At 72.6% G+C, this 25204-nt stretch carries 23 protein-coding genes; 13 read left to right on the top strand and 10 right to left on the bottom strand.

What is annotated here, in order from left to right:
• The first annotated feature begins 17 nt into the window (after nucleotides 1-17).
• Both LIX60_RS28325 and LIX60_RS28330 read left to right on the top strand, forming a co-directional pair.
• Nucleotides 18-1460, top strand: a complete 1443-nt coding sequence (locus tag LIX60_RS28325) for an MFS transporter (protein WP_227961859.1) — start codon at nucleotides 18-20, stop codon at nucleotides 1458-1460.
• A 372-nt stretch (nucleotides 1461-1832) separates the two neighbouring features.
• Entirely contained in the window at nucleotides 1833-2492 is a 660-nt protein-coding gene (locus tag LIX60_RS28330; RefSeq protein WP_227961861.1) for a class I SAM-dependent methyltransferase, read from the top strand.
• Between the two features lie 114 nt (nucleotides 2493-2606).
• Here the strand turns inward: LIX60_RS28330 and LIX60_RS28335 are convergent, their stop codons facing one another.
• Together LIX60_RS28335 and LIX60_RS28340 are read right to left on the bottom strand one after the other, a co-directional pair.
• Nucleotides 2607-2918, bottom strand: a complete 312-nt coding sequence (locus LIX60_RS28335; RefSeq protein WP_227961863.1) for an AzlD domain-containing protein — start codon at nucleotides 2916-2918, stop codon at nucleotides 2607-2609.
• Entirely contained in the window at nucleotides 2915-3754 is an 840-nt protein-coding gene (locus LIX60_RS28340; protein WP_227961866.1) for an AzlC family ABC transporter permease, read from the bottom strand. The genes LIX60_RS28335 and LIX60_RS28340 overlap by 4 nt, the downstream gene beginning before the upstream one ends.
• Before the next feature lie 199 nt (nucleotides 3755-3953).
• On the opposite strand from LIX60_RS28340, the gene LIX60_RS28345 reads away from it, so the two are divergent.
• From LIX60_RS28345 to LIX60_RS28385, 9 genes are all read left to right on the top strand, one after another.
• Nucleotides 3954-4937 (top strand): pyridoxal-phosphate dependent enzyme, encoded by a 984-nt coding sequence (locus tag LIX60_RS28345; RefSeq protein WP_227961868.1) that lies wholly within the window; start codon nucleotides 3954-3956, stop codon nucleotides 4935-4937.
• Between the two features lie 78 nt (nucleotides 4938-5015).
• Entirely contained in the window at nucleotides 5016-6755 is a 1740-nt protein-coding gene (locus tag LIX60_RS28350; RefSeq protein ID WP_227961870.1) for a tetratricopeptide repeat protein, read from the top strand.
• A gap of 135 nt (nucleotides 6756-6890) precedes the next feature.
• Entirely contained in the window at nucleotides 6891-7361 is a 471-nt protein-coding gene (locus LIX60_RS28355) for a DUF2000 domain-containing protein (RefSeq protein WP_227961872.1), read from the top strand.
• A 51-nt stretch (nucleotides 7362-7412) separates the two neighbouring features.
• On the top strand, nucleotides 7413-8432 hold the full coding sequence (locus LIX60_RS28360; protein WP_227961874.1) for a 2,3-diaminopropionate biosynthesis protein SbnB: 1020 nt from the start codon (nucleotides 7413-7415) through the stop codon (nucleotides 8430-8432).
• Nucleotides 8433-8591: 159 nt separating this feature from the next.
• The gene (metK, locus tag LIX60_RS28365; protein ID WP_227961876.1) at nucleotides 8592-9785 is read left to right on the top strand and encodes a methionine adenosyltransferase; all 1194 of its coding nucleotides are present in this window, start codon (nucleotides 8592-8594) and stop codon (nucleotides 9783-9785) included.
• A 58-nt stretch (nucleotides 9786-9843) separates the two neighbouring features.
• Nucleotides 9844-10827 (top strand): carbohydrate kinase family protein, encoded by a 984-nt coding sequence (locus tag LIX60_RS28370; protein WP_227961878.1) that lies wholly within the window; start codon nucleotides 9844-9846, stop codon nucleotides 10825-10827.
• 76 nt (nucleotides 10828-10903) lie between these two features.
• Nucleotides 10904-11809 (top strand): methylenetetrahydrofolate reductase [NAD(P)H], encoded by a 906-nt coding sequence (metF, locus tag LIX60_RS28375; protein ID WP_227961880.1) that lies wholly within the window; start codon nucleotides 10904-10906, stop codon nucleotides 11807-11809.
• Nucleotides 11810-11929: 120 nt separating this feature from the next.
• On the top strand, nucleotides 11930-12757 hold the full coding sequence (locus LIX60_RS28380) for an IclR family transcriptional regulator (RefSeq protein ID WP_227961883.1): 828 nt from the start codon (nucleotides 11930-11932) through the stop codon (nucleotides 12755-12757).
• A 287-nt stretch (nucleotides 12758-13044) separates the two neighbouring features.
• Nucleotides 13045-14466 (top strand): peptidase C39 family protein, encoded by a 1422-nt coding sequence (locus LIX60_RS28385; protein WP_227961885.1) that lies wholly within the window; start codon nucleotides 13045-13047, stop codon nucleotides 14464-14466.
• Nucleotides 14467-14607: 141 nt separating this feature from the next.
• Here LIX60_RS28385 and LIX60_RS28390 read toward each other — a convergent pair whose 3' ends face one another.
• From LIX60_RS28390 to LIX60_RS28405, 4 genes are all read right to left on the bottom strand, one after another.
• Complete coding sequence (locus LIX60_RS28390) at nucleotides 14608-14874, bottom strand: DUF4190 domain-containing protein (RefSeq protein WP_227961887.1); 267 nt, start codon at nucleotides 14872-14874, stop codon at nucleotides 14608-14610.
• 3 nt (nucleotides 14875-14877) lie between these two features.
• Nucleotides 14878-15060 carry a hypothetical protein gene (locus LIX60_RS28395; protein WP_227961889.1) on the bottom strand — a complete coding sequence of 61 codons (183 nt, stop codon included), beginning with the start codon at nucleotides 15058-15060 and terminating at the stop codon, nucleotides 14878-14880.
• Nucleotides 15061-15240: 180 nt separating this feature from the next.
• Nucleotides 15241-15909 carry a cyclopropane-fatty-acyl-phospholipid synthase family protein gene (locus tag LIX60_RS28400; RefSeq protein WP_227961891.1) on the bottom strand — a complete coding sequence of 223 codons (669 nt, stop codon included), beginning with the start codon at nucleotides 15907-15909 and terminating at the stop codon, nucleotides 15241-15243.
• A gap of 120 nt (nucleotides 15910-16029) precedes the next feature.
• Nucleotides 16030-17040: an alpha/beta fold hydrolase gene (locus tag LIX60_RS28405; RefSeq protein ID WP_227961892.1), complete on the bottom strand. Its 1011-nt coding sequence runs from the start codon at nucleotides 17038-17040 to the stop codon at nucleotides 16030-16032.
• Nucleotides 17041-17203: 163 nt separating this feature from the next.
• Between LIX60_RS28405 and LIX60_RS28410 the strand changes: the two genes are divergently transcribed.
• Nucleotides 17204-17782, top strand: a complete 579-nt coding sequence (locus LIX60_RS28410) for a helix-turn-helix domain-containing protein (RefSeq protein ID WP_227961893.1) — start codon at nucleotides 17204-17206, stop codon at nucleotides 17780-17782.
• A gap of 176 nt (nucleotides 17783-17958) precedes the next feature.
• Here the strand turns inward: LIX60_RS28410 and LIX60_RS28415 are convergent, their stop codons facing one another.
• From LIX60_RS28415 to LIX60_RS28425, 3 genes are read right to left on the bottom strand one after another with little or no spacing between them, the layout of a single operon-like run.
• Nucleotides 17959-19584 carry a CotH kinase family protein gene (locus LIX60_RS28415; RefSeq protein ID WP_227961894.1) on the bottom strand — a complete coding sequence of 542 codons (1626 nt, stop codon included), beginning with the start codon at nucleotides 19582-19584 and terminating at the stop codon, nucleotides 17959-17961.
• On the bottom strand, nucleotides 19584-20261 hold the full coding sequence (locus LIX60_RS28420; protein WP_227961895.1) for a DUF4956 domain-containing protein: 678 nt from the start codon (nucleotides 20259-20261) through the stop codon (nucleotides 19584-19586). The genes LIX60_RS28415 and LIX60_RS28420 overlap by 1 nt, the downstream gene beginning before the upstream one ends.
• Nucleotides 20258-21103: a polyphosphate polymerase domain-containing protein gene (locus LIX60_RS28425; protein WP_227962957.1), complete on the bottom strand. Its 846-nt coding sequence runs from the start codon at nucleotides 21101-21103 to the stop codon at nucleotides 20258-20260. Before LIX60_RS28425 ends, LIX60_RS28420 begins: the two co-directional genes overlap by 4 nt.
• Nucleotides 21104-21523: 420 nt before the next feature.
• On the opposite strand from LIX60_RS28425, the gene LIX60_RS28430 reads away from it, so the two are divergent.
• The gene (locus LIX60_RS28430) at nucleotides 21524-22885 is read left to right on the top strand and encodes a hemolysin family protein (protein ID WP_227961896.1); all 1362 of its coding nucleotides are present in this window, start codon (nucleotides 21524-21526) and stop codon (nucleotides 22883-22885) included.
• Nucleotides 22886-22916: 31 nt separating this feature from the next.
• Here the strand turns inward: LIX60_RS28430 and LIX60_RS28435 are convergent, their stop codons facing one another.
• Nucleotides 22917-24983, bottom strand: coding sequence for an ABC transporter ATP-binding protein (locus LIX60_RS28435; RefSeq protein WP_227961897.1), 2067 nt, complete (start codon nucleotides 24981-24983; stop codon nucleotides 22917-22919).
• Nucleotides 24984-25204: the final 221 nt, after the last annotated feature.

The following is a 25204-nucleotide window of genomic DNA, read 5'->3' on the forward strand; positions in this document are numbered from 1 at the left end:
CCCGACCGAGGAGAGCCATGGACCAGGGCTCCGCCGCCATCGCGGCACGGCTGAACCGGCTGCCCCTGACCCCCACCCTGCGGCGTGTGATCGTCACCGTCGGAATCGCCCTGTTCTTCGACATGTTCGAGATCTTCATGTCGGGCGTGCTGGGCGCCGTGCTGGCCGAGGAGTATCGGCTCAGCCGTACCGAGGTCTCCGCGGTCATGGCCTCCGTCTTCGTCGGCATGTTCATCGGCGTGCTCGCGATGGGGCGGCTGGCCCACCGCCTAGGCCGGCGCCGCGCGCTACTGCTGGCGGTCGCCGTCTACACGGTGTTCTCCGCTCTCGGGGCGGTGGGCGACGAGGTGTGGATGGTGGTCGGCGCGCGGTTCCTCGCGGGACTGGGCATCGGCCCGGTGCTCCCGCTCGCCGACGCCTATCTCGGGGATCTGCTGCCGTCCCGTTCCCGCGGCCGGTACACCGCGTGGGCGTACACCATCGCCTTCACGGGCGTACCGGCGGTCGGTCTGCTCGCCCGCTGGCTGGAGCCGATGGACCCGCTCGGACTGGCGGGCTGGCGCTGGCTGTTCCTGACCGGCGCGGCCGGCGGCCTCTCCGTCCTGCTGCTCCGGCACCGGCTCGTGGAGTCACCCCGCTGGCTGGCGTCGGTGGGACGCACGGCGGAGGCGGAGGCCGTCCTGGCCCGGCTGGAGGCCGAGTCGGGGGACCGGGCGGGCCCGCCCGCCGCCGGGCCCGCCGGGACGGAGGTGCCGCCGGCCCGGCGCCCCGCGGCCGTGGTGAGGACCAGGCTCAGCCCGGTCCACCGGCGCCGGGTCGCGATGCTGGCCGTGTTCCACCTGCTCCAGGCGTTCGGCGGCTACGGCTTCGGGACCATGGCCCCCCTCGTGCTCGCCGACAAGGGGTACTCGATCGTCAACTCGCTGCTCTTCAGCGCGGTGACGTTCGTGGGGTACCCGCTCGGCTCGCTGCTGTCCGTCCCGCTGATGGAGCGGGTGGAGCGGAAGCACCTCATCGTGGCGACGTCCCTGGCCATGGCCGGCTCGGGTCTGCTCTTCGGGTTCGCGCGGGGCGAGCCGATGATCATCGTCTCGGGGCTCTGCTTCACGGCCGTGACCAACGTCTTCTCGAACGCCTACCACGTCTACCAGGCGGAGATCTTCCCCACCGCCGCCCGGGTCTCCGCGGTGAGCTGGACATATTCGCTCTCGCGCCTCACCACCGCGGCGATGCCCTTCATCATGGTGCCCTTCCTGGCCGCCCACGGGCCCGGGGCGCTGTTCGCCGGAGTGGCCCTGACGCTGGTCGCCATCGCGGTGAACATCGGAGTGCTCGGCCCGACGACCAACGGGCTCGCCCTGGAGGAGATGAACGAGGCCCTCGCCCGGCCGCCGGCCGGGACGCGGCTGCCGGTGCCCGGTGCTCCCGGCGGCGGAAAACCCGTGCGGGACCCCCGGTGACGTTCCGCCGAGAGGGCCGCGCACCACCCGGGGCTGCACCGTCTGCCGGGAAGCGCACCGGCCCGGCCGTACTCCGGCCGGGCCATCGGCATGACCGCGGTCCGGGACGGTGCGGGGGAGAGCCCCGGGGAATCCGGAAAAACGGCTCCCGGAAACCGGGAACGAGCAAAGAATTGCTGCCGGGCCGGCCGGCCCGGGAATGCGGAATATTGAAATCCGAAATACCCGGAGCGGAGTGAAAGGTGACCCTCCAATTCCGGATTTCCTGTTCACGCAGAGTTTTGGTTCACATACCGAGACGCCCTTTGTTTTGTCAACTCGGGTCGATAGGATGATTTTCATCAGTCATCCTATGGAGGTCAGGTGACAGGCATGCCCGAGTTTTCGGAGCTCCAGTACGGCTGGGAGAAGGCGTACCAGGAGCAGAGTGAAGGACCGTTGTGGCAGGAGGACCCGATTCCGGTGATCCCGCCGGCGATCGAGGCACTCAAGAAGCGGAATATCCGTACGGTGGTCGATCTCGGGTGCGGGGACGGGCGCAATCTGGCGGCCCTGGCCGACGCGGGCTTCAACGCGACGGGCGTGGACATCGCGCCCACGGGCCTGGCCCACGCGCGCCGGGTGATCCGCCGGCGGGCGTTCCTGTTACGGGCGGACGCCACCACACTGCCGCTGATCGACGCCTCGGTCGACGCGGTGACCTGTTTCGACGTGTTCGGGCAGATCCAGGACCCGACCCAGCTGATCGCCGAGGCCCGCCGGGTGGTCCACCCGGACGGACTGTTCGTCACCAACGCCTTCACGCTGAAGGACGAGACCTACGGCGAGGGCACCGAGATCGCCCCGCACACCTTCGCCTACAAGGACACGCTCTTCCGGTACTACGACGAGGACGAGATGCGGACCCTGTTCGCCGGCTGGAACATCCTCGAGATGGACCGCATCTCCTGGGACGACCCGCCGCACGGCGACTTCCGTCCCTACCCGCACAAGCACGACAACTGGGTGGTCTACGCGACTCCCAGGAGCTGAGCGTCCGCCGGGGCGCCACCGCGGGGCCGCCCGGGCGGCGCGGTCCGGCCGCCGTGCCACCCGGGCGCACCGCCGCGGGGCGGCCGCTCCGCGGCGGCCCGGACGCGGGCGCGGTCAGCCCGCCGCCCCGGCCCAGCGCAGCAGCGCCGTGACCGCGGCCGCGGCGACCACCGTGACGAGGAACGGGGCCTTCTTCCAGATGCACAGGGCCGCGACGGCGATCCCGGCGACCCGTGCGTCCAGCGCGATCTGCTGCTCCGCGGTGAAGGTCTGAACGGCGATCAGCGCGGCGAGCAGGGCGACGGGAACGGCCTCGGCCGTCAGGGAGACGGCCGGGTGCTCCAGCGTCCGCTGGGGGACGAGCAGCCCCAGCAGCTTCAGTGCGAAACAGGCCGCGGCCGCGGCGGCGATCCAGGCCCAGCTCATGCCGCACCGTCCTTCTCCGTCGTGCCGCCGTCGTGCCGTGTGCCGTCCGGGTCCTCCGGGCGGGCCGCCGCCGCGCCGCCGGGGGCCGGCGGCGCCGTGCGCAGCGCGGCCCGGGCGCGGGGGGTGAGCAGCACGCTCAGCGCGGTCAGGCCCGCGAGCACCACCGGGAGCCCGGCTCCCACCAGGGGGGAGACACCCACCGCCACTGCGCAGGCCAGAACGAAGACCATCCGGTTGGCGCGTTCCCCGAGCCGGGGTGCCACCAGCGCGAGGAAGGCGGCGGAGGACGCGGCGTCCAGACCGAACGCCTTGGGGTCCGCCATGAGGGAGCCGGCCAGGGCGCCCGCCAGCGTCGCGAGGTTCCAGCACAGGAAGACCACGCCGCCGGTGGCCCAGTAGGCGTAGCGCGCCGTGGCCCGGTCGGGCCGGCCGATGGCCATGGCCGCGCTCTCGTCGCTCAGGAGGTGGGCGGCGGGCAGCAGTTGGCGGCCGCGCAGCCCGAGCACCGGGCGGAGGCCGACTCCGTAGAACAGGTTGCGCGCACCGAGCAGCACCGCGGTGGCACTCGCCGTCGCGCCCGTACTGCCCGCGGCGAGTGCTCCCACCAGGGCGAGCTGGGAGGAGCCTCCGTACAGGAGGAGGGAGAGGAACTGGGTCTGTGCCACCGTCAGGCCGGAGGAGACGGCCAGGGCACCGTAGGAGAGCCCGTACGCGCCGACTGCCAGGCCGATGCCCAGGGCATCCCGCAGGAGCGCCGGCCGGCCTAATCGCGTCGCAGGTCCCCTCGTTGTCTCCGGAGTCCCAACGGACTCTGCTGTCTCTGCTGACTCGCTCACGGGTCGCCTTTCTCGGGAGCTCGGCATTCCGGTTCCGGTTTCGGCTCAGATCCTGAGACGGTGCTTTTGGCGGTCAGACATCATGCGTAGGCTGACCGAGCAATGTCATTCAGCTGCATCAGTATGACATGCGCGGTCGTCGGATTTGGTAGCCGTTCGGTCGAACGGCGAACGAATCGAGGGGAAGGTCCGCAAGTCCATGCAGCACCTCTTGGAACGGTTCGAGGCCCTGCTCGGCCCGACGCCCGTGAAGACGATCGAACTCGACGTCCTCGGACGGCCGCGCAGGCTGCATCTGAAGCTGGAGGGTTACAACATCACCGGCTCCATCAAGGCCCGCACGGCCTATGGGCTGGTACGGGGACTGGTGCAGGACGGCCGGCTGTGGCCCGGCGCCGAGCTCCTGGAGTCGACCTCGGGGAACCTCGGCGTGGCGCTGGCCAGCATGGCCAGATATCTGGGCGTCGGATTCACCGCGGTGGTCGACCCGTTGTGCACCGCGGAGAGCCGCTCCCGCCTCCGGGACCTGGGCGCACGGGTCGTCATGGTGGAGGAGGCCGACCGCGCGGGGGGCTATCTGCTCTCCCGGCTGGCCAAGGTGCGGGAACTGCTGGAAACCGATGACCGGTACGTCTGGGGCAACCAGTACGAGAGCCGGCGGAACCCCGGGATCCACCGGGAGATGACGGGCCCGGAGATCCTGGGCCAGATGCCGATTCCCCCGGACGCGCTGTTCGCGGCCGTGTCGACCGGCGGGACCTTCGCCGGTCTGAGCCAGTGCTTCCGGGAGCGGGGACTGGCCACCCGGATGGTGGCCGTGGACATCAGCGGCTCGGCCGCGTACGGCGGCCCGCCCGGGAAGCGGTACCTCTCCGGCATCGGCGCCAGCCGCCCGTCCTCCTTCCTCACGGACGAACTGATCGACCACTACCTCTATGTGGACGTGGACGAGACCGCCCGCTACTGCCGGAAGGTCCTGCGGGAGGCCGGGATCCACCTCGGCGCCTCCTCCGGGGCGGTCGTGGCGGCCTGTGTGCGCCACCTCGGGGAGAACCCCGATATAACTGACCCGTTGTGCATCTGCGCCGACGGTGGAGAGAAGTACGAGAGCACGGTCTACAGCGACAGGTGGCTGGAGACGGTCGGCGGAGTGCCGCAACCGGGCGGTGGTGTGATCAGGTGACCGCCCCCGGGGATGTCCGGCAGGCGGTGGTTGTCGCTCCCCGGCGGAGCGATGCAGGGACGAAGGCAGACGACGAGGATGAGAAGAGTGTCCGAGGTGCGCCAGGCGCTGGAGGAACGGGTGCTGCGCGGAACGCGCCTCGCCGCCGGGGAACTGGCGGATCTCTCCTCCGTCGATCTCCGGCAGGAGAGCGAGCACGACGTCTCGGTTCTGCTCCTGCTGGGCGCGCTGAGCTCCCGGATGGGAGGCGGGGAGCCGGTCACCCCCGCGCTCTTCGACGTCGCCCGGCGCTACATGGAGACCTCCCTCCTGTACACCGGGCGCATCCTCCCGCGGACCAAGGAGATCATCGAACTCCTCGACGGGGGAGTGGACGAGAGGTCCCCCGACCTCCTGGTGGAGGTGGCCGACCATCTCAGCCAGGGATGGCCGACCTACCCCGACTCCGTCTTCCCGGCCGGCCTGGCGCGGCTCTCCGAGGGGCTGGGGCTGGGAGGCGAGCCGGCACGGTACACGCGGGTCTCGTTCGTGCTCTGGTGGCAGGCGCTGGGGGCGGCCGCGGCGGGCGACCACGACCGGGCGCTGCCGCTGATCCACGACTCCCTGGAGCGGTACCGCAAGTACCTCTACTACGCGGACGCCGCCTGGCTCTACACGGACATCGTCATCAACCACCTCACGGCCGGCCGTCTGGAGGAGGCGGTGACCGCGCTCGGCAGCCAGCGGCACTACGTGGAGGAGGTGTACGCCTCCCACCCCTCGGCCACCGGGGCCCGTTCCTTCGCCTTCTCACTGGGGGACGTGCAGAGCGGCAGCTACAGCACCTTCATCGAGTCCTCGTCGCTGCGGCCCAAGGAACTGTCCGACCAGGACCGCGCCCTGCTCAAACGCTATGTGCGCACCAGCGAGTTCCTCATCGCCGCCTGCCGTTACGGCTCCCGCCGGGACTTCGACGCGGCGCTGGACGTCTTCTCCTTCGGCTGGGTCACCTTCCAGCAGTCGCCGTATCCGCGGATCTTCAGGCATCTCGCGGACCGGTACGGAGGGCGGGCCGGCTCGTGGAGCGTTCATCTGACGGCGCACGAGCAGTGGCACCGGATGCTGCGCACCTACCGGGTGCGGACCAAGGCCCGCCAGTTGATCGACGTGGCCGTGACGCTGCACGACCGGCTGGCGTACGCGGGCCTGGAGCAGCAGGCCGACCTGGTCCTGCTGGACGCGGCCGTGCTGCACGAGCGGCTGCACGGAAAAGGTGCCGCCGTGGAGTGGATAACGCGCTATCTGATCGACATCAGACCGAGCATTCCGGAGATCCTTCAGGTTGCCGTCGATTATCTGCAGGCGCCGCAGAATATCGCCGGGCGGAGATTTCTTAGCAAATACATCGGGCTCCGTACGGATTTCCTGGTGCCCGAGATCCTGCCGGTCGTGCTGCTCGACGAACCGGGTACGGGCTCGCCGTCATGGGAGGTCGCACTGTATGGAAACCTGTTGTCCGTGGAGGGGGTGACGGTATACGAAGAAACTCCGCCGCCACTCCTTGACATTCTGCGGGTACTCGGAGAAGAATTCATGCGGAGTCGTGAGAAGAATGAGGAACCCTCATTTCTCTCCGCGTCGGAACTGTCGGCCCGTACCCACCGCACACCCGCGGCCCTGGCGCAGTCCGTCCGCAGATTCCGCATGGCGTGCCGGGACAGATTCGACGAGGTGGCGGACTGGGACATCGCGTCGGACGCGGTGATCCAGGGGCGTCCGGGCTACCGCATGAATCCACAGAGCGTCCGCAAATTCACGTCGTATTCGACCATCGACTGACCATCGAATAACTATTGCCCGATCGCCCGCCGGCCACCGGCCGGGCACGACCGACAGCAATTCCGGGTGCGAAGCAGCGCCCATTCCGTCCGCCGTTCACGCGGCATCACAAGAGAAGCGTTCCGGGGTACCGCCATGTCCGAATCACTCTCCACCACCGTCGAGCCGGAAAACGTCGACACCGACTGCAAATTCGTGGTCGCGGTCAGGGCGAAACTCGATCACGGGGTGGCCATGAACGCCACAGCCCACCTGTGCCTGGGACTGGTCGCGAAGGCCGCCCAGGAGCGTCCGGAACTGCTTCCCCGCATGTCGTTCCTGCGCTTTCCCGACGCCGGGGGCGAGGAGCACTGGCCGGTGTCGGGCCTCTCCCTGGTCGTCCTCGAAGGCCGCCCGGCCTGGCTGCGGCGGCTGCGCTCCGAGGCCGCGGAGGCCGGACTGCTCTGCACGGACTTCACCTCGGCCATGACCGGCGGCACCTACGCCGACCAGCTCGAACGGATGGAGCGGACCGCGGAGGCGGACCTCGACTACTACGCCGTCGCGGCGTTCGGGCCGCGCGACGTCCTCGACCCGCTGACCAAGAAATTCTCGTTGCTGAGGTGACGTCAGGCGCCGCGGCGCCGGGCCACCGAACCGACTCATGAGGGGGAACTCATGCAGGAAGCACGTCACTCCGGGAATCTGGTGATCGTCCCGGGCACCGTCGTCGAGACGGTCCTGGCGGAGCTGGGCAAGGAGTGCAGGCAGGTCGTCGAGGACGTGTACATCGAGGCGGCCCGGGGCGGCCTGGTCAACCCCGACAGCCTGTTCCTGCGCCCCGACCCCGACCGCCGCGAACGCGCCATCGCCCTCCCCGCCTATGTGCCGGGAGCCGCGCCCGCCATGGGCGTGAAGTGGATTTCGAGCTTCCCCGGGAACCTCGCTCTCGGACTGCCCCGGGCCTCCGCTCTCATCGCCCTCAACGACGTCCGCACCGGTCTGGCCACGGCCGTACTGGAGGGGTCCCGGATCAGCGGCCACCGTACGGCGCTGTCCGCCGCGGTGGGTGCCCGGGCCCTGCGCGGGGGCGACAGCCGGATCGGGAAACTGGCCGTGATCGGCACCGGTTACATCTCCGCCACCACCCTGGCGGTCATGGCCGGTGAGGGCTGGACCGCCGGTTCCCTGGCGGTCCACGACCTCGACGCGGACCGGGCCCGCGCCTTCGCCGCGGAGCACACCCACGGCCTCGCCCCCTCGGTCTCCGTCGCCGGCACCCTCCGGGAGGCGCTGGACGACGCGGACGTCGTGCTCTTCGCCACCACCGCCGTCGTCCCGTACGTCACCGACGCCGGGTGGTTCAAGCCCGGGGCCGTCGTGCTGCACATGTCGCTGCGCGACCTGGAGCCGGAGGCCATGGCGGACGCGGCGCACGTCGTGGACGACGTGTCGCACGCGCTGCGGGAGAAGACCTCCCTGGCCCTGGCGGTCGAGCGGGGAACCGTACGGCGCGAGGACATCACCGCCATCGGCGACCATCTGCGCGGTGCCGCCCGCCCCTCCCCCGGGAGGACCGTCGTCTACGCCCCGTTCGGTCTCGGCTCGCTGGACATCGCCATCGGCGCCCTCGTCCTGGAGCGTGCCGCCGGCAGGGAAGGCGTCGTCACCGTCCCCGACTTCGCCGGTCTGCTCTGACCCCGGCTCTGACCCCGCGCCCCTGATCCGCGCCCCGTCCCCGGGACGCGCCGGCCGCCGTCCCGCGCGTCCTCCGCGTCCCGTGTGCCCACCCCGTGTGCCCACCCGGCGTGCCGTCCCCGGCACCCGGTCCTGCGCTCCACCGGAGGAGGAACCGCCATGTCCCGCCGCCTGTTCACCTCGGAGTCCGTCACCGAGGGACATCCCGACAAGATGGCCGACCAGATCAGCGACACCGTCCTCGACGCGCTGCTCCGTGCGGACCCGGGCTCCCGGGTCGCCGTGGAAACCCTGATCACCACGGGCCTGGTGCACATCGCCGGCGAGGTCACCACCCGCGCCTACGCGCCGATCGCCCGGCTCGTCCGCGAGAAGGTCCTGGAGATCGGATACGACTCGTCGGCCAAGGGCTTCGACGGCGCCTCCTGCGGTGTCTCGGTGTCCATCGGCGCGCAGTCCCCCGACATCGCCCGCGGCGTCGACACCGAGGGCAAGGAGGGCGACGACCTGGACCGGCAGGGCGCGGGCGACCAGGGCCTGATGTTCGGCTACGCCTGCGACGAGACCCCCGAGCTGATGCCGCTGCCCATCGCGCTGGCCCACCGTCTGGCGCGCCGCCTCACCGCCGTCCGCAAGGACGGCCTGGCCCCCTATCTCCGCCCCGACGGCAAGACCCAGGTCACCGTCGAGTACCGGGGCAGCCGGCCCGTGCGCCTGGACACCGTCGTCGTCTCCGCGCAGCACGCGGCCGACGTCTCGCTGGGCTCGCTGCTCGCCCCGGACATCCAGCAGCACGTCGTGGAGGCGGAGTTGAAGCAGCTCGCCGAGGACGGCATCGCGCTCGACACCGACGGCCACCGGCTGCTGGTGAATCCGACGGGGCGGTTCGAGGTCGGCGGGCCGATGGGGGACGCGGGTCTGACCGGACGCAAGATCATCATTGACACCTATGGCGGTATGGCCCGGCACGGTGGCGGCGCCTTCTCGGGGAAGGACCCGTCGAAGGTGGACCGTTCGGCGGCGTACGCGATGCGCTGGGTGGCCAAGAACGTCGTGGCGGCGGGGCTGGCCTCGCGGTGTGAGGTGCAGGTGGCCTACGCCATCGGCAAGGCCGAGCCGGTCGGTCTGTTCGTGGAGACCTTCGGCACCGCCACGGTCGCGGTGGAGCGGATCGAGCAGGCGATCGGCGAGGTGTTCGATCTGCGTCCGGCCGCGATCATCCGCGACCTGGACCTGCTCCGCCCGATCTACGCCCGAACCGCCGCCTACGGCCACTTCGGCCGGGAGCTGCCCGAGTTCACCTGGGAGCGCACCGACCGCGTCGAGGCGCTGCGCAAGGCGGCGGGGGCGTGACCGGGCCGGTCCATCGGCCCCCGGCACGCGTGCGGACCACGGACGGGCGGGAGTGAGGATGCGTATCGCGGTAGCGGGTTCCATAGCCACCGACCACCTGATGACCTTTCCCGGGACCTTCGCGGAGCATCTGCTCCCGGAGGAGCTGGACAAGATCTCCCTCTCCTTCCTCGTCGACGAACTCGACGTGCGGCGCGGGGGAGTGGCGGCCAACATCGCGCTGGGCCTGGGGCGGCTGGGCCTGTCGCCGGTGCTCGTCGGGGCGGTGGGCGCCGATTTCGCCGACTACGGCGTCTGGCTGAAGGAGAACGGCGTCGACATCGACTCCGTCCGGGTGTCCAGCGCCCGCCAGACGGCCCGGTTCGTCTGCCTGACCGACGGAGACGCCAACCAGATCGCCTCCTTCTACGCGGGCGCGATGGCCGACGCCCGGCACATCGACATCACCGAGGTCGTGGCGCGCATGGGCGGGGCGGACCTCGTCCTGGTCTCGCCGGACGACCCGGTGGCCATGCTCCGTCACGCGCGCCGGTGCCGGCGGGCGGGCATCCCGTTCGCCGCCGACCCCTCCCAGCAGCTCGCCCGCCTCACCGACGCGGAGGTCCGGGATTTTGTCACCGGGGCCGCCTGCCTCTTCACCAACGCCTACGAGGCGGCCCTGCTCCTGCGGCGCACCGGCTGGAGCGAGCGGGAGGTACTGGAACGCGTCGGCACCTGGGTCACGACCCGGGGCGGGGACGGGGTGACCGTCACCCGGGCCGGGCGGCGCCCGCTGCACGTCCCGGCGGTACCGGTCACCGAAACGGCCGACCCGACCGGCGTCGGCGACGCCTTCCGCGCCGGCTTCCTGGCGGGCACCGCCTGGGACTGGCCCGACGAGCGCTCGGCCCAACTGGGCTGCGCCCTGGCGTCCGTGGTGATCGGCACGGTCGGCACCCAGGAGTACGAGCTGTCCGCCGGAGAACTCCTGGGCCGCGTCTCCCGGGCCTACGGCGCCGCCGCGGCGCACGCCATGGAGCGGGCCCTCGGAGGCACGGGATGACGGGACCGGACCCGGGCCCACCCGGGGCGGGGGCGGACAGGACGGCGCATGCGGCACGACGACCGGAGGGACAGACGTGAGCACACTCGGCGAGATTCTCGCGGCGGGTGAACGGACGTACTCCTTCGAGTTCTTCCCGCCCCGGACGGAGACCGGAGAGCGCACCCTGTGGCACGCCGTCCGCCGGGTCGAGGCCCTCGCACCGACGTTCGTCTCGGTCACCTATGGCGCGGGAGGCTCTTCCCGGGACCGCACGGTGCGGATGACCGAGCGGATCGCGGCCGAGACGACCCTCCGCCCCGTCGCCCATCTGACCGCCGTGGGGCACTCCGCCGCCGAACTGCGCCGGATCATCGGCCAGTACGCGAGTGCGGGGGTCCGGGATGTGCTGGCCCTGCGCGGCGACCCGCCCGGTGACCCGCGCGGCCCCTGGATCCCGCACCCGCACGGCTTCCGCCACGCCGGCGAACTGGTGCGCCTGGTACGGGAGCTGGGGGACTTCGGAGTGGGCGTCGCCGCCTTTCCCGAGCGCCACCCGCGGTCCCCGGACTGGGAGAGCGACATCCGGCACTTCACCGCCAAATGCCGGGCCGGGGCCGATTACGCCATCACCCAGATGTTCTTCCACGTCGAGGACTACCTGCGGCTGCGGGACCGGCTGACCGCCGCGGGCTGCACCACCCCCGTCATCCCGGCGATCATGCCGGCCACCGACGTGCGGCAGATCGCCCGCTTCGCCGAGCTCAGCGGGGCCGCCTTCCCACCGGACCTCGCGCGGCGCCTGGAGGCGGCCCGGGACGACCCCGCCGAGAGCCGGCGGATCGGTGTGGAGCACGCCACGGAGATGGCCCTCCGGCTGCTGGCGGAGGAAGCACCCGGACTGCACTACATCACGCTCAACCGCTCCACGGCGACGCTGGAGATCCACCGCAATCTGGGCCTCCCGCGCGGCGGCCCGCGGACGGCGCCGGCCGCCGCCTGAGCACCACCGTGCCCCCGTGTCCCCATCCGCCCGCCCGCCCTCCCGGAGCAACCGATTCCTTGGAGTCATCGATGAACGACGTCCGCCCTCTCCCCGCGACTCCCGGAGCGGAGGGGAACGATGGCCGGTAACGCACGGTCCGCCGGCGCGTCGGTGACCAGCAGAGCCCTCTCGATACTCGGTGCCTTCGACCCCCTCCACCCCAGCCTGACCCTCTCGGACATCGCACGGCGGACCGGGATCCCCCTCGCCACCGTGCACCGCCTCTCCGGAGAACTGGAGACCTGGGGCGCCCTGCGACGCGGCTACGACGGCCGGTACCGCATCGGCCTGCGGCTGTGGGAGCTGGGTTCGCTGTCCCAGGCCCTGACCTCGGCCCGGGAGGTGGCACTGCCCCACCTGCGGAAGCTGTACGAGCGGACGGGCGAGGACAGCTATCTGGCCGTCCCCGACGGCTCCGACGCCGTGTTCGTGGAGTATCTCGGCGGCCGGCGCGCCGGTACGGCCGGGCCGCGGCGCAGACTGCGCCATCCCCTGACCGGGTCCGCGGCCGGCCTCGCCCTGCTCGCCCACCGCGGCGCGGGCGCGTCCGGCCCGCGCACCCGGCTCGCGGACGTACGCCGCCGCGGCTGGGCGCTGACGCGGGACCACGAGGTGCCCGGCCTGCTGGCCCTGGCCATGCCGGTGGTGGCCGTCACCGGCACGGCCGACATGGCCATCGGGCTCTGCGCGCCGACCACGGACCGGCTGGCCCGGTGGCGCGAGGAACTGTCCCTGACCGTGGCCGCGGTACAGCGGGATCTGGCCTGCCGGGACTCTCTCGCTCCCGTCGGGCCGGTGACGGAGGACGACGGCGCCGACGACTTCACCGCGGGTCTTCCGGGCCTGCCGGAGAGCGGACGCGGGGAGCGGATGGCGGTGCGCCTGTCCGTACGGCTGGGCGGCTGACGACCGGCGGCCCGCGGGGGGAACGCACTCCGGCGAACCGGGGGAGGGGGAGAGGGAGCAGCGGGAGAGGGAGCAGGGGGAGGGGAAACCGCCGGTCACTCGGCCGCGTGGCCGTACCGTCCGGCAATCGGGCCGACATCCGCGCACGAGCGCTGGTCGGCGGGTATCACGACGGGGATAGTGGAAGACCCCCGCGGCGGCGCCGGAACGCGCCAACGCGGGCCGCACAGCCCCGTACCCGTGCAGCAGACCAGTGGCCCGACCGGCCCATGACTGGGGGAATCCGCATGACCTCACCCACACCACGGCGCACCCTCCTCGCCGCCGCACTCGCCACGGCGGCGGGCGCCGCGGCGGCTCCCGCCGCGTTCGCCGCCCCCGGCGGAGGCCGCGCCCCCGCCCCGTCGGGCCCGGGCACCGCCACCGCCGCCGCCAACCCGTCCGCCACCACCGCCGGGAGGGGCGTGCCCCGCGTGGACTACCACGGCTGGACCACCGCCTCGGACTGGCGCCGCGGCGCGGCCGAGGGCACCGCCGTCCGCACCGGCCGCAGACCTGGTGTCGCCATCGGTCGCCCGGCCGGCCGCACCGACTACACCGACCCGCACACGCAGCAGACCGCCACCTGGGAGTACGCCACCTGGACCGGCCCGGTCCGCCGGCTCTCCGTCCCGGCGAACGAGGTGGTCCCCTCCTGGAACGCCCACACCCCGGCCGGCACCTGGCTCCAGGTCGAGCTGCGCGGCACCTACACCGACGGCACCGACACCCCCTGGTACGTGATGGGCCGCTGGGCCGCGGGTGACGGCGAGGGCGACATCCGCCGCACCTCCGTCGACGACCAGTCGGACGGCAGGAGCAGCATCTGGACCGACACCTTCTCCGTCAACAGCTCCGCCGGCGACCTGCGCCTCGCCTCGTACCGGCTGCGGCTCACCCTCTACCGCAAGCCGGGCGGCGACCGCACCCCGGTGGTCTGGCGGCTCGGCGCGATGGCCTCCGACATCCCGGACCGCTTCACCGTCCCGGCCTCGGAGCCCGGCGCGGGGGCCGCCCGCGAGCTGGAGGTGCCGCGCTACTCGCAGAACATCCACATCGGCGAGTACCCCGAGTACGACAACGGCGGCGAGGCGTGGTGCAGCCCCACCTCGTCCCAGATGATCATCGAGTACTGGGGCCGCAAGCCGACGAAGAAGCAACTGGCCTGGGTCAACCCGGAGTTCGCCGACCCCCAGGTCTGCCACGCCGCCCGCTACACCTTCGACTACCAGTACGACGGCTGCGGCAACTGGCCCTTCAACGCCGCCTACGCCGCGACGTACCGCGACATGCAGGGCATCGTCACCCGCCTCGGCTCCCTGGGCGACGTCGAGAAGCTGATCGGCGCGGGCATCCCGGTGATAACGTCCCAGTCCTTCCTGGAGCCGGAGCTCGACGGCGCCGGCTACGGCACCGCGGGCCACCTGATGTGCCTCATCGGCTTCACGGAGGACGGCGACGTCATCGCCAACGACCCGGCGAGCGACAGCAACGACGCCGTGCGGCACGTCTACAAGCGCCGCCAGTTCGAGAACATCTGGCTGCGCACCAAGCGCTACAACGCCTCCGGCAAGGAGGCGAGCGGCACGGGCGGCATCTGCTACCTCTACTGGCCGGCCCGCCCCACGGCCGTCCAGCGGCGGACCCTGGCCGCGCTCGGCATCTGCTGAGACGAAGCACAACGATACGGAACAGGGACGGAACGGGGCGCCGGGCGGCTCGGGCCCGGCGCCCCCGTCCCGTGCGGGTTCGCCTTTCGGGGCTGCGCCCGAGGAGCGAGCCGGTCGTGCCGCGTGACGGCGCGCGTGCCGTCAGAATGCCCAGGACGCCGACGTGTCGAGTCCGGCCAGCACGGCGAAGACCACCAGATCGGCGATGCCGAGGGAGAGGCCGAGGAACGCCCGGCCCCGGCGGACGGTGCCCCGGCGGAGCGCTGTGACGGACAGCGCCACCGCCATGGGGCCGAGAACCACGTTCATCACGAGCAGGCCGAGGAGCCCGAGGACGAAGGACGCGACAGCCATGTCGTTCGGATCGCGGGGCCGGGAACGCCCCTGGGCGTAGACGGGGGACGCCATCGTTCACACCACCCCTTCCGGTTCCGGCTGCCGAGCCCGGTGGCGCCGGTCCCGTTCGCGGGCGGCGAAGACGAGCAGCCACACGGCGATGACCACGGCCGCCGCCAGGGAGACCGGGGCGGGGAGATGCGCGAGCGAACCCATGAGGAGTCCGAGAAGTGCCAGGGCTGCGTCGAGGAGGAACACGATCTGCCTTTCTGGTAGCGGATCTTCCGTTCGCGGCGCAGGTGCGGACACCAAGAAGCCGTCCCTGTGCGGGTGTTCGCCGCTCGCCGTCCCCAAACGCCGATGATGGCGAAGGCTTCGCGCCCCCGGGGGTGCGCCGGCCCCGGAGGCGGGACGCCGCCCCGGGTCCGGGGCCGGCGCTCATCCGCCGGCCCGCCGGAGGACGAGGACGTGGTCGGTGACGGTCGCGGTCTCGCCGGAGGGACCGGTCGCCCGGCGCCGCGGCCTGTCCGCCCGCAGGACGGGCCACTGCCCGGGGTCGAGATCCAGCCCGGCGGCGATCTCGGCGGGGGTGGGGTGGTGGACGCCGGGGTCCTGGTTCCAGGACCAGGGCGCGGTGGAGCCGTGGTCGACGATCAGCAGGAGACCCCCGGGCCGCAGAGCCTGTGCGGCCGTGCGCAGGATCCGGCCGCGGGGCAGCGGGAACGGGGTGTGGAGGTACTGCGCGGAGACGAGGTCGAACTCCCCGCGCGGGAAACTCCGGGCCAGATCGTGCCGTTCGGTGGTGACCCGGTCCCCGACACCCAGTTCACGGGCGCGCTCGCGTACCCGTTCGACGGCGGTGGCGGAGACGTCCACGGCGGTGACCTGCCAGCCGTGCCGGGCGAGCCAGAGAGTGTCGCCGCCCGCACCGCAGCCCAGGTCCAGCGCGGCTCCGGGGCGCAGGGGCCCGGCGGTCTCGGCGAGCAGGGGGTTCACGCGCTCGCCCCCGCCGCTCCGGGCGGCGTAGTGCCGCTCCCAGAACAGCTCGGCCTCGTCGTCCGCGGGGTCCGCGGGGCCGGTGTGGTCATGGCTTCGTGTGGCGTCCATGCGCGGTGGCTCCTTCTTCTCGGTTCTTCTCGGGTGGACGTGCCGTGCTGTGGGACCGGGCCCGCGGTGCCGGCGGGGTGTCGTTTCCCGGCCGTGACGGCCGTGGTGTGACGGCCGTGGTCACCGGGCTGCCCGGCCGCCGAAGAACGCCAGCAGCTCGGCGGTGACGAAGGCCGGGTTCTCCTCCGGCAGCCAGTGGCCCGCTCCGGGCACCTCGACCGCCCGTGTGATGCGGGACATGCGGGGCTCGGCGGTGGACCGGGTGAACTCCAGAAGGCCCTCAGCGGTCATGATCATCGTCGGCACGGAGACCGGCGCGGCGGCGGTGTTGTCGCGCTCGTCCCGGTCCAGCGTCCGGTAGAGCTCGAACCCGCCGGTCAGGACCCGCGGCCGGCGGTAGGTGCGGGCGAACTCGTCGACCTGCTCGTCGGTGAAGGGGGACTCCGCGCCGGGCCCGCCGAAGCTCGTCCCGCCGTGGGCGACGTACGGGTAGAACAGGTCGAGGTACGCGCGCACGTCGTCGGCCACCAGCGTCTCCGGGAACGTCTCCTGGTCGTGGAAGGCGACATGCCAGCTCAGCGACCGGTACCGGTCGGCGCTGAGCCCGGGGCCCGGAAGGGGATAGTCCAGATGGGCATAGCGGGCGACCTCGTCCGGGTACTGCGCGGCGTACTGGAAACCGACGCCGGCGCCGAGGTCGTGCCCGGCGAGATGGATGCCGCGCAGGCCCAGGTCGCCGGCGACCAGGCCGTGCACGTACCGCGCGAGGGTGGCCTTGTCGTAGCCGGAAGGCGTTCCTCTGCTGTCCCCGAGTCCCGGCAGGTCCAGCGCGTACACCGTGTACCGCTCGGCGAGCGCCGGCATGATGCCGCGCCATGCGTACCAGGACTGCGGCCAGCCGTGCAGCAGGACGAGCGGCTCGCCGGTTCCGCCGGTGACGTAGTGCATGCGCACCCCGTCGACGAGGGCGAACTCATGGCGGAACAGGCGGTTGAACTCGGCGTCGTCGCGGGTGGCGGAGTCGAAGGACGGGGTACCGGCCGCGGCGGCCGGACGGTGTGGTGCCTCCTCCCGCGCCTGTCCGGCGCCCGTCGCACACCCGGACGCCAGGACGAGAACGGCCACGGCCATGGCCGCGCCCCGCCTCCACCGTGACCCGGCCGGGCGGACGACGGCCGTTCCGCTCCCGTGAGCTGTCGTGGCCTTCGTTGTCATGCGGCCTCACCTCCGCGGGCAGCATCTCCAGCCTCGTTACGGGCTTGCAAGAAAAGTTGCGGATCCGCATGATGGCCGGATGAGCAGAACCGGAGAGGACGTCCTGGCGGGGGTCGGGCCGCGCCTGCGCGCCCTGCGCAGGGCGCGGGGCGCCACGCTGAAGGACCTGGCCACCGAGACGGGCCTGACGCCGAGCACGCTGTCCCGGCTCGAGAACGGCAAACTCCGCCCCACGCTGGAGCAGTTGCTGCCCCTGGCCCGGGCGCACGGCGTTCCGCTCGACGACCTCGTCGCGGCACCGCCGACCGGGGACCCGCGCATCCACCTGCGGCCGGTGCGGCGTTCCGGGCTGGTCCTGGTGCCGCTCACCAGGCGGGCCGGGGGCGTCCAGGCGTACAAGGTGATCCACCCGCCCGCGGGCCGGGCGCCCACCATGGAACTCCAGACCCACGACGGATACGAGTGGTTCTACGTCCTCAACGGACGGGTCCGGCTCGTGCTCGGCGAGCAGGAGTTCCGCCTCGGGCCGGGGGAGGCCGCCGAGTTCGACACCCGCGTGCCGCACTGGATCGGCAGCGCCGGCGGCGAGCCCGCGGAACTGCTCACCCTGTTCGGCCCGCAGGGCGAGCGCGCCCACGTGCCGGCGTCCGGCGCCTGACCCTACGGACCTCGGCGCGGTCCACCGGCTCCGGCGGCGCAACCCCGCCGGCACGCTCCGGAGCCGCGATCCGCCCCGCCGGACCGGGCTGACGGGCCGCCGCCACACCACCACCGTCACCGCACGGCCACGCCGCCGCCGGACCGCGGGGCCCGGCGGCGGCGTGCTGCGGGGGATCAGCCGGTGACCTCCTCGTCCCGGGCGAGGGCCTCGGTCCGCGCGGACACCGTCTCGCGCAGCCTCGCCACGGCGGTGGACAACTCCCCGGTGTCCGCGCCCGCCGCGCGCGCCCCGTCGGCGACGCGGTCCAGGGCCCGGAGCGCGGTGCCGGAACCGTAGAACTTCTCGTACAGCTCGCGGTAGGCCGTCTTGTACACGCCGTCGAAGGCATCCAGTTCGAGGAAGCGGTCCTTGAGGGGGTGGCCCGTCATGCCGCCGGGCATACCGCCCTCGCCCCCGTCGTCCGGCCCCCTGCCGTTCTGCCCGTCCGGGGCTCCGTCCGGCACGTCTTCGGGCCAGCCCTCCGGCGGCTGTGCCTGCTGTCCGGCCCGGCCGTCGGCCGCGTCCGCGCCTGTGCCCTCCCGCCCGGCAGGGACGCCGCCCCTGCCGAGCGAGTCGTCCGGTCCGGCCGCCGTGTCGCCGCCGAAGGCCAGGTTGTAGTCCCAGCCCAGGACGGAGAACTTCTTCGTGCCCAGGTCGTACCGGAGGAGGTAGTTCTTGCCCGGGCCGCTCATGTCGTCGAAGTTCAGCAGCAGGTTCTGCGCCGCGGTGTACGCGGCGAGGGACTCCACGTCCACGTACCGGCCGAGCTCCTCGGCGAACTCCTCGTCGGACGCCCGGTCGGCCCACCTGATGAGCCGGATCACCGGGGTGAGGTCCTGGCTGCCGGCTTTGTTGAGCTGGCGGAACGACGTCTCGTACGCGGACGGGTCGTCCCCGCGGTAGGCGAAGCTGCCGCCGGCCCGCGCCTTGTACAGCACGCCGTTGCCGTCGCCGACGGCCTCCGCGTACTCGGTGTCGGGGTTCTCGACCATGAGCCGGGTGACCTCCGGCCGGTCGTTCACCTTCACCGAGGAGAAGGCGTACCGCTCCGCCGGTTCCCCGGCGGCGGCCGTCAGCGACAGGGACAGCGCCTCGTTGAGCGGTACCGCGCCGCCGCTGCCGGGGCGCAGGGAGATCTCCCGCTCGCCCTGGTAGGCGCGGCCCTCGATGTACTCGTCGATCTTGATCAGCCAGGGCAGTTCCTCGGGCTTGTCCGGCGACAGGTCGTACATCGTCATGCCGCCCGCTCCGCCGGGGCGGCGCCCGCCGTCCGGCGCGCCGTCCGGTGCGGCGCCGTCCGGCGCGGTCCGGCCGCCCCCGGGCATGGCGCGGTCGCCGCCGCGCAGGGACATCAGAGTGGAGTTGCCCTTCAGGCGGATGCCGACATCCTCCAGGTGGACCCCGTCGATGGTGAGATCCGCCTCGATGTACTCCTTGCGGCCCTCCTCGCGGAACTCCTTCATCATCTTCTCGAACTCGGTCCGGTCGTACTCGAGCCGGATCGTGTGCGCCACCGAGTCGTCGTACAGGCCGACCGTGCCGCGGACGTTCTGCGTGATCACGTCGGCCTCCACGGCGGAGGCCGAGGTGACGTACGGCGAGACGCGGGCGTCGCCGATCGTGTACACCATCACCGCCAGCCCCGCGCACAGGGCCGCCACCGGCCGCCAGTGGTGCCGCAGCCGCACCGGGACGCGGTCCCGCAGCCGCCGCCGGCGCGCCGTCCCGGGCGCCCGCCGCGTCTCCCCGCCCCCGGGCATCACAGGTCGGTCTGGTCGTAGCCGGTGAGGACCGTCACCCGCTGCCCGGCGGTGCGTTCCTGGAGCGCGGCCACCAGGTCGGCGGGTTCGGTGCCCTTCTTCATGCGCACCGTGTAGAAGATCTCCACGAGCGCCCCGCCGCGGATCGTCTCGGTGCTCACCAGCTCGAATTCGGTGGTGTAGCGGATGAGGACGTCGCGGACGGCCGGCGTGTAGTCCTCCCCGGCCGGGACCTGGACCTTGACGACCTGGCGCTGGATGTTCAGGCGGAACCAGTTGAACTTGTACATCACGACGACGACGGCGCAGATCACCACCGCGGCGACCGCGGCCAGGGTGTAGAACCGGGCACCGCAGGCCATGCCGATCGCCATGGCCAGGAAGACGAAGCCGACGTCCCGGGTCTCCTTGATGGCGTTCCGGAACCGGATCACGGACAACGCGCCGACCAGGGAGAACGCCCGGGCCAGATTGGAGCCGACGACCAGCATGATCAGCGCGACGATCATGCCGACCAGGACCAGCGTCTGGACGTAGGACTGGCTGTAGGAGATGTTGCGGTGCGTGTACCGGTAGACGTAGCCGATCATCGTGCTCAGGACGAACGAGAGCGACATGGCGGCGACCACGTCGAGGACGCTGAACGTCGCGCTGAGTTCCTGCAGTTCGAAGTTCACTGTGCTCCTGCTTTCACGGTCGCGTGCGGGTGCCGCGCCGCCGGCTGCCCGTGCGGCGGCCGTGGGGTCGGGGCGGGGAGGGGGAGGTCCGCCCCGCCGATGTGGAAGACGGACCGGGGGGCCCGGCCGAACGCCTCGATGGACTGGACGTACTTGGAGACCCGCACGAGAGCGAGGTTCCGGCGCGCGGCCAGATCGCTGATCCAGTACGGCGTGCGCTCGTTGACCTTGACCTCCATGACGGCCAGGTGCGGCGGGATCGTGAACCGGTTCTCCGGGTCGGCGGTTCCCAGGTGGAAGTCGCGGTCCCGGCCGCGCACCCGCCGGTCGAACGTCACCCGCAGCCCGGTGTCCGTGCCGGTGCCGACCAGGGCCTCGCGCTGGTATCCGGTAATCGCGGTGGCCCGCAGGTTCAGCCGGACGAGGAGCTCCAGCACCTCCTGGACGAACGCGTTCTCCTCCGGGGCGTGTTCGATCAGCTCCCGGCCGTCGCAGAGCCGCCGGGCCGTGCCGTAGGGAAGGGTGATGCGGCGTTTTTGGGTGACCCGGTTGACGCGCTGCTTGATCTCCACGCACACCGGGGACGCGTCGGTCACGCCGGAGGGGTCGCCGTAGTGGCGGATGCGGAGTTTCCGGCGGAACTTCAAACCCTCGATCTTCTCCCAGTAGAAGCGGAGCTGAGGGGAGTCGTAGTAGAGACTCCAGACTCCGTAGCCGCCGGCCGGGCTGTGGGGGTCGGGGTCCATGCGTTCGGCCAGCTCCTCCCGGATGCCGGCGGCCTGCTCCACCGGGACCAGGTACTTGAGCTCGAAGCGGTTGAACGCGTGCGGCCGGCCGGCCACCCGTTCCGGCGGCCCGCCCTCCCGCTCGGCCGCCTCCTCCGCGGTGGCCTCGCCCGCCTGGTCTCCTCCGTGTCGTCCGCCCCGCGGTGCGGACGTTCCGGGTCGCGACACCCTGCGCCTCCTTCGTTCGTACGTTCCGGATCTTCCGGCTCCGGACAAGCAACCAGCGGCGTATGAGAGGGCGATGAGAATTGCGCGAGGATTGGCCGAGAAAGCGGGGTGACCGCGGAGCGAACGCCCGGTTGCGGAGGGCCCGGCCGGGAGACGGCCCCCCGGGGCTCCGGAGACCCCGCGCGCGGCAGGCGGCCGCGCTGCGCGCCGCACCCCCGTCCCCCGGACGGCGCAGCGCCGCAGCGGTGCGGGGGGCGGGCGGCGGAGGGCACCGCCGCCCCGCGCCCGGGGCGTGGCAGGGTGGCCGTCATGGACGGCTACTGGTGGGAGCTGGCGCTGGTCGCCGCGCTGATCGTGCTGAACGCCCTGTTCGCGGGCAGCGAGATCGCGCTGATCTCGCTGCGGGAGAGCCGGCTCCGCCGGCTGCGGCGCCGAGGCGGTACGACCGCGGCCCGCCTGGTGCGGTTGGCCGAGGACCCGAACCGCTATCTGGCGACGATTCAGGTGGGGATCACACTGGCCGGGTTTCTCGCGTCGGCGACGGCGGCGGTGTCCCTGGCCGAGCCGGTGGTACCCCGGCTGTCGTTCCTGGGATCGGCGGCCGAACCGGTGGCGATCGCCCTGGTGACGCTGGTGCTGACGTTCGTGACGCTGGTGGCCGGGGAGCTGGCGCCGAAACGGCTGGCCATGCAGTTCGCCGAACGGTGGGCGCTGCTGGCGGCCACCCCGCTGACGGTGCTCTCCACCGCGTCCCGGCCGGTGATCTGGGCCCTGGGCCGCTCCACAAACGCCCTCGTCCGGCTGCTGGGCGGCAATCCGCGGGCGGGGCAGGAACCCCCGACCCCCGACGAGCTCAAGGACATGGTGGTCGGCCAGCGCGGCCTGACGGCCCAGCAGCGCAGGATCCTCGCCAGTGCCCTGGAGATCCACGAGCGCATCCTGCGGGACGTCCTGGTGCCGCGCCGCTCGGTGTTCACGCTCGCCGCGGCACTGCCCGCCGCCGAGGCGCGCGCCGAGCTGGCGGGCGCCGGCCACTCCCGCGCGCCGGTCGTCCGGGCCGGGCACTTCGAGGACGTGGTCGGCGTGGTGCGCCTGCGGGACCTGACGACGAGCGACGACACGGTCCCCGTCGCCGAGGTGGCCCGGCCGGCCGTGGTGTTCTCCGACTTCATGCGGGTGTCCGAGGCGCTGCGGCGCTTCCGGGCGGACCGCCAGCAGTTCGCCCTGGTCGTCGACGAGTACGGATCGGTCCAGGGCATCGTCACGATCGAGGATCTGCTGGAGGAGATCGTCGGGGAGATCTACGACGAGACGGACCGCGACGTGCTGTCCGTGCGGCGGCAGCCGGACGGCTCCCTGCTCCTGCCGGGGGCCTTCCCGGTCCACGATCTGCCGGACATCGGCGTCGACATGGGCGACCTGGCGGCGCGGGGGCGGTTCACGACCGTCGCCGGCCTCGTACTGGACCGGCTCGGCCGCATCCCGAGGACGCCGGGGGAGCGGCTCCCGGTGGGCACGTGGGAGATCGAGGTCACCGAGGTGGACCACCACGCCGTCACGGGCGTCCGGCTCCGCCCCCGGGCCGCCGCCGACCGGGAGAGCGGGGACGGGGAACGCGGGGGCGGGGCCGGGAACGGGGAACGCGAGAGCGGGGCCGGGAGCGGGGCCTGAGCCGCGGGCAGCCCCGGGACGGGACCGGGGCTCAGCCCCGGGCGGCGCCGTCCTGCTGGGGCGGGATGCCGTTCGGCGTGCCGTTGCCGGAGGGCCGCTGCTCCCGGTCGAAGGCGGCGGCCTGGAGTTCGTACAGCTCGCGGAAGTGGCCGCCGGGCCGGGCCAGCAGCTCGGCCGGCGGGCCGGATTCGATCAGACGGCCCTCGTGGAGGACGTGGACGAGGTCGGCGTGACGGACCGAGGCCATGCGGTGGGTGATGAGCACGATCGTCTGCCCGGCGTCGGCGAGCCGGCGGATCTGCCGGAAGACCCGCTCCTCGGCCTTGGCGTCCAGGGCGGCCGTGGGTTCGTCCACGACGAGGATCTCGCCGTCCCGGTAGCGGGCGCGGGCGATGCCCAGGCGCTGCCACTGGCCGCCGGAGAGCTGGTGGCCGCCCTTGAAGGTGCGGGAGAGCAAGGTGTCCCAGCGGCGGGGGAGCTCGTCGACGAAGTCGACCCCGGCGTGCTCGGCGGCCTCGGCCAGCCGCCGTTCGCACAGCGGCACCGAGGTGTCGGAGATGGCGACGTTGACGCGGGCGGTCATCGGCCAGCGGAAGTGGTCCTGGGCGACCACCGCGAACCGTTCGAAGACGGCCTGCCGGTCGGCGTCGGCCGCGTCCACGCCGTCCCACAGGATGCGCCCCCGCTGCGGCGCGTAAAGCCCGCACAACAGCTTGACCAGGGTGGACTTGCCGGAGCCGTTCTCACCGACCAGGGCGACGACGCCGCCGAGCGGGATGGCCAGGCCGACCTCGCGCAGGACGGGGGTCTCCTCGCAGCCCGGGTAGGCGAAGGTGACGTCCTCCAGCCGGATCTCCCGCACCCGGGCGGGCAGTTGCCGTCCGCCGACGGGGATCTGGCGGTCGGCGGACTCCTTCAGCAGCCGGTTCAGATCGGCGACGTGCATCGACTCCTCGTGCAGGTAGTTGACGCGCCGGATCAGCCCGTCGAGGGCGCCGGTGCCGGTGCGGATCGCCATGACCGCGGCCCCGGCGCCGGCCAGGGCCATGGCGCCGGTCCACAGCAGCGCGCCCAGCAGCAGATACGTGGCGAGGGTGACCAGCCCGGTGAGGGCCGAGGCCAGCAGGCCCGTACGGGCGGCGAGCCGGGCCAGCCGGGTCTGCTCCTCCTCCGCGGCCCGCGACATGCCCCGGAAGTGCTCCAGGATGAACGGGCCCGCGCCGTGCACCCGGACCTCCGCCGCCGCGTCCGTGTCCGTCAGCAGCTGGGAGAGCATCGACGAGGCCCGTACGTGCTGGAGCCAGCGGTGGAACGACCGGTACCGGCGGCGCGCGACCGTCAGCGAGGCCCAGGCGCTCGGCACCACCATCACCACCAGCATCGGCAGCAGCACCGGATGCAGGACGGTCAGCACCCCGGCCGCCGCGACCAGCGACAGCAGACCCGAGATGACGGCCACGCAGTGACCGACCATCCGCCGCGCCGAGTCGGCGCCGAACTGGGCCGACTGCAGCAGCCGGTGGAACTCCTCGTCCTCCATGGCCGCCATCTCGACCCGGTACGCCCGCTCCAGGTACATCTCCCGCGCCAGCCGCTCCACCCGCGGCTCCAACGGGCCGGTGAACCGGATCGACGCGGCCGAGCACAGCGCCCCCACGGCGGCGGCCCCCGCGACGAAGAGGACCACGGGGAAGGACTCCCGCAGCCGGCCGTCCAGGGAACCCGGTCCGAGCAGCACCGCGAGCAGCGCGTTGACCCCGAGCAGGCCCACGGCCTGCGCCACCCCCCGGCCGATCTCGGCGAGCGCGACCGCCGCGGTGGCGCCCCGTCCGGCCTGCCAGGACAGCCGCACGGCCATCCCCATCAGCCGGGGCAGCGTGGCCGCCATGGTGCGCAGCGTGAGGGCGTACCGGGTCTCCTCGTACGAGGCCCAGCTCGTGTCGTACACCAGCCGCCCGCCGAACAGCAGCCGCTCACTCTCCGAGACGTCGCCGGCGCCGGTCCCGGCGCCGCCGCCCGGGCTCCCGTCGGGTTTCGCGGCCTGCTCGCCGCCCGGCCCCTGGTTCTCCGACGAGCCGGCCTGTGCCGATGCCGTCATCCCATCCCCCTCGTGTGGTCGGTCCCGCCCTGCCGGGCTTCGGTGGCGGCCGCGGCCGCGGGGCGCGCACCATCCGGCTGCGGACGCGCAATCAAACGGATGCTCGGTTCAACGGCCGGGACGGGCCGTACGTCACGGGCCGGACGCGGCGGAGGCGCCGCGTCTGTCGCGAAGTGCCCTCGCCCGGCCGCCCAACCGGTTGATCGTCCACAAGCACGCGC

The sequence above is a fragment of the Streptomyces sp. S07_1.15 genome (genome assembly GCF_020739505.1).
In the GTDB taxonomy this organism is placed as follows: domain Bacteria; phylum Actinomycetota; class Actinomycetes; order Streptomycetales; family Streptomycetaceae; genus Streptomyces; species Streptomyces xinghaiensis.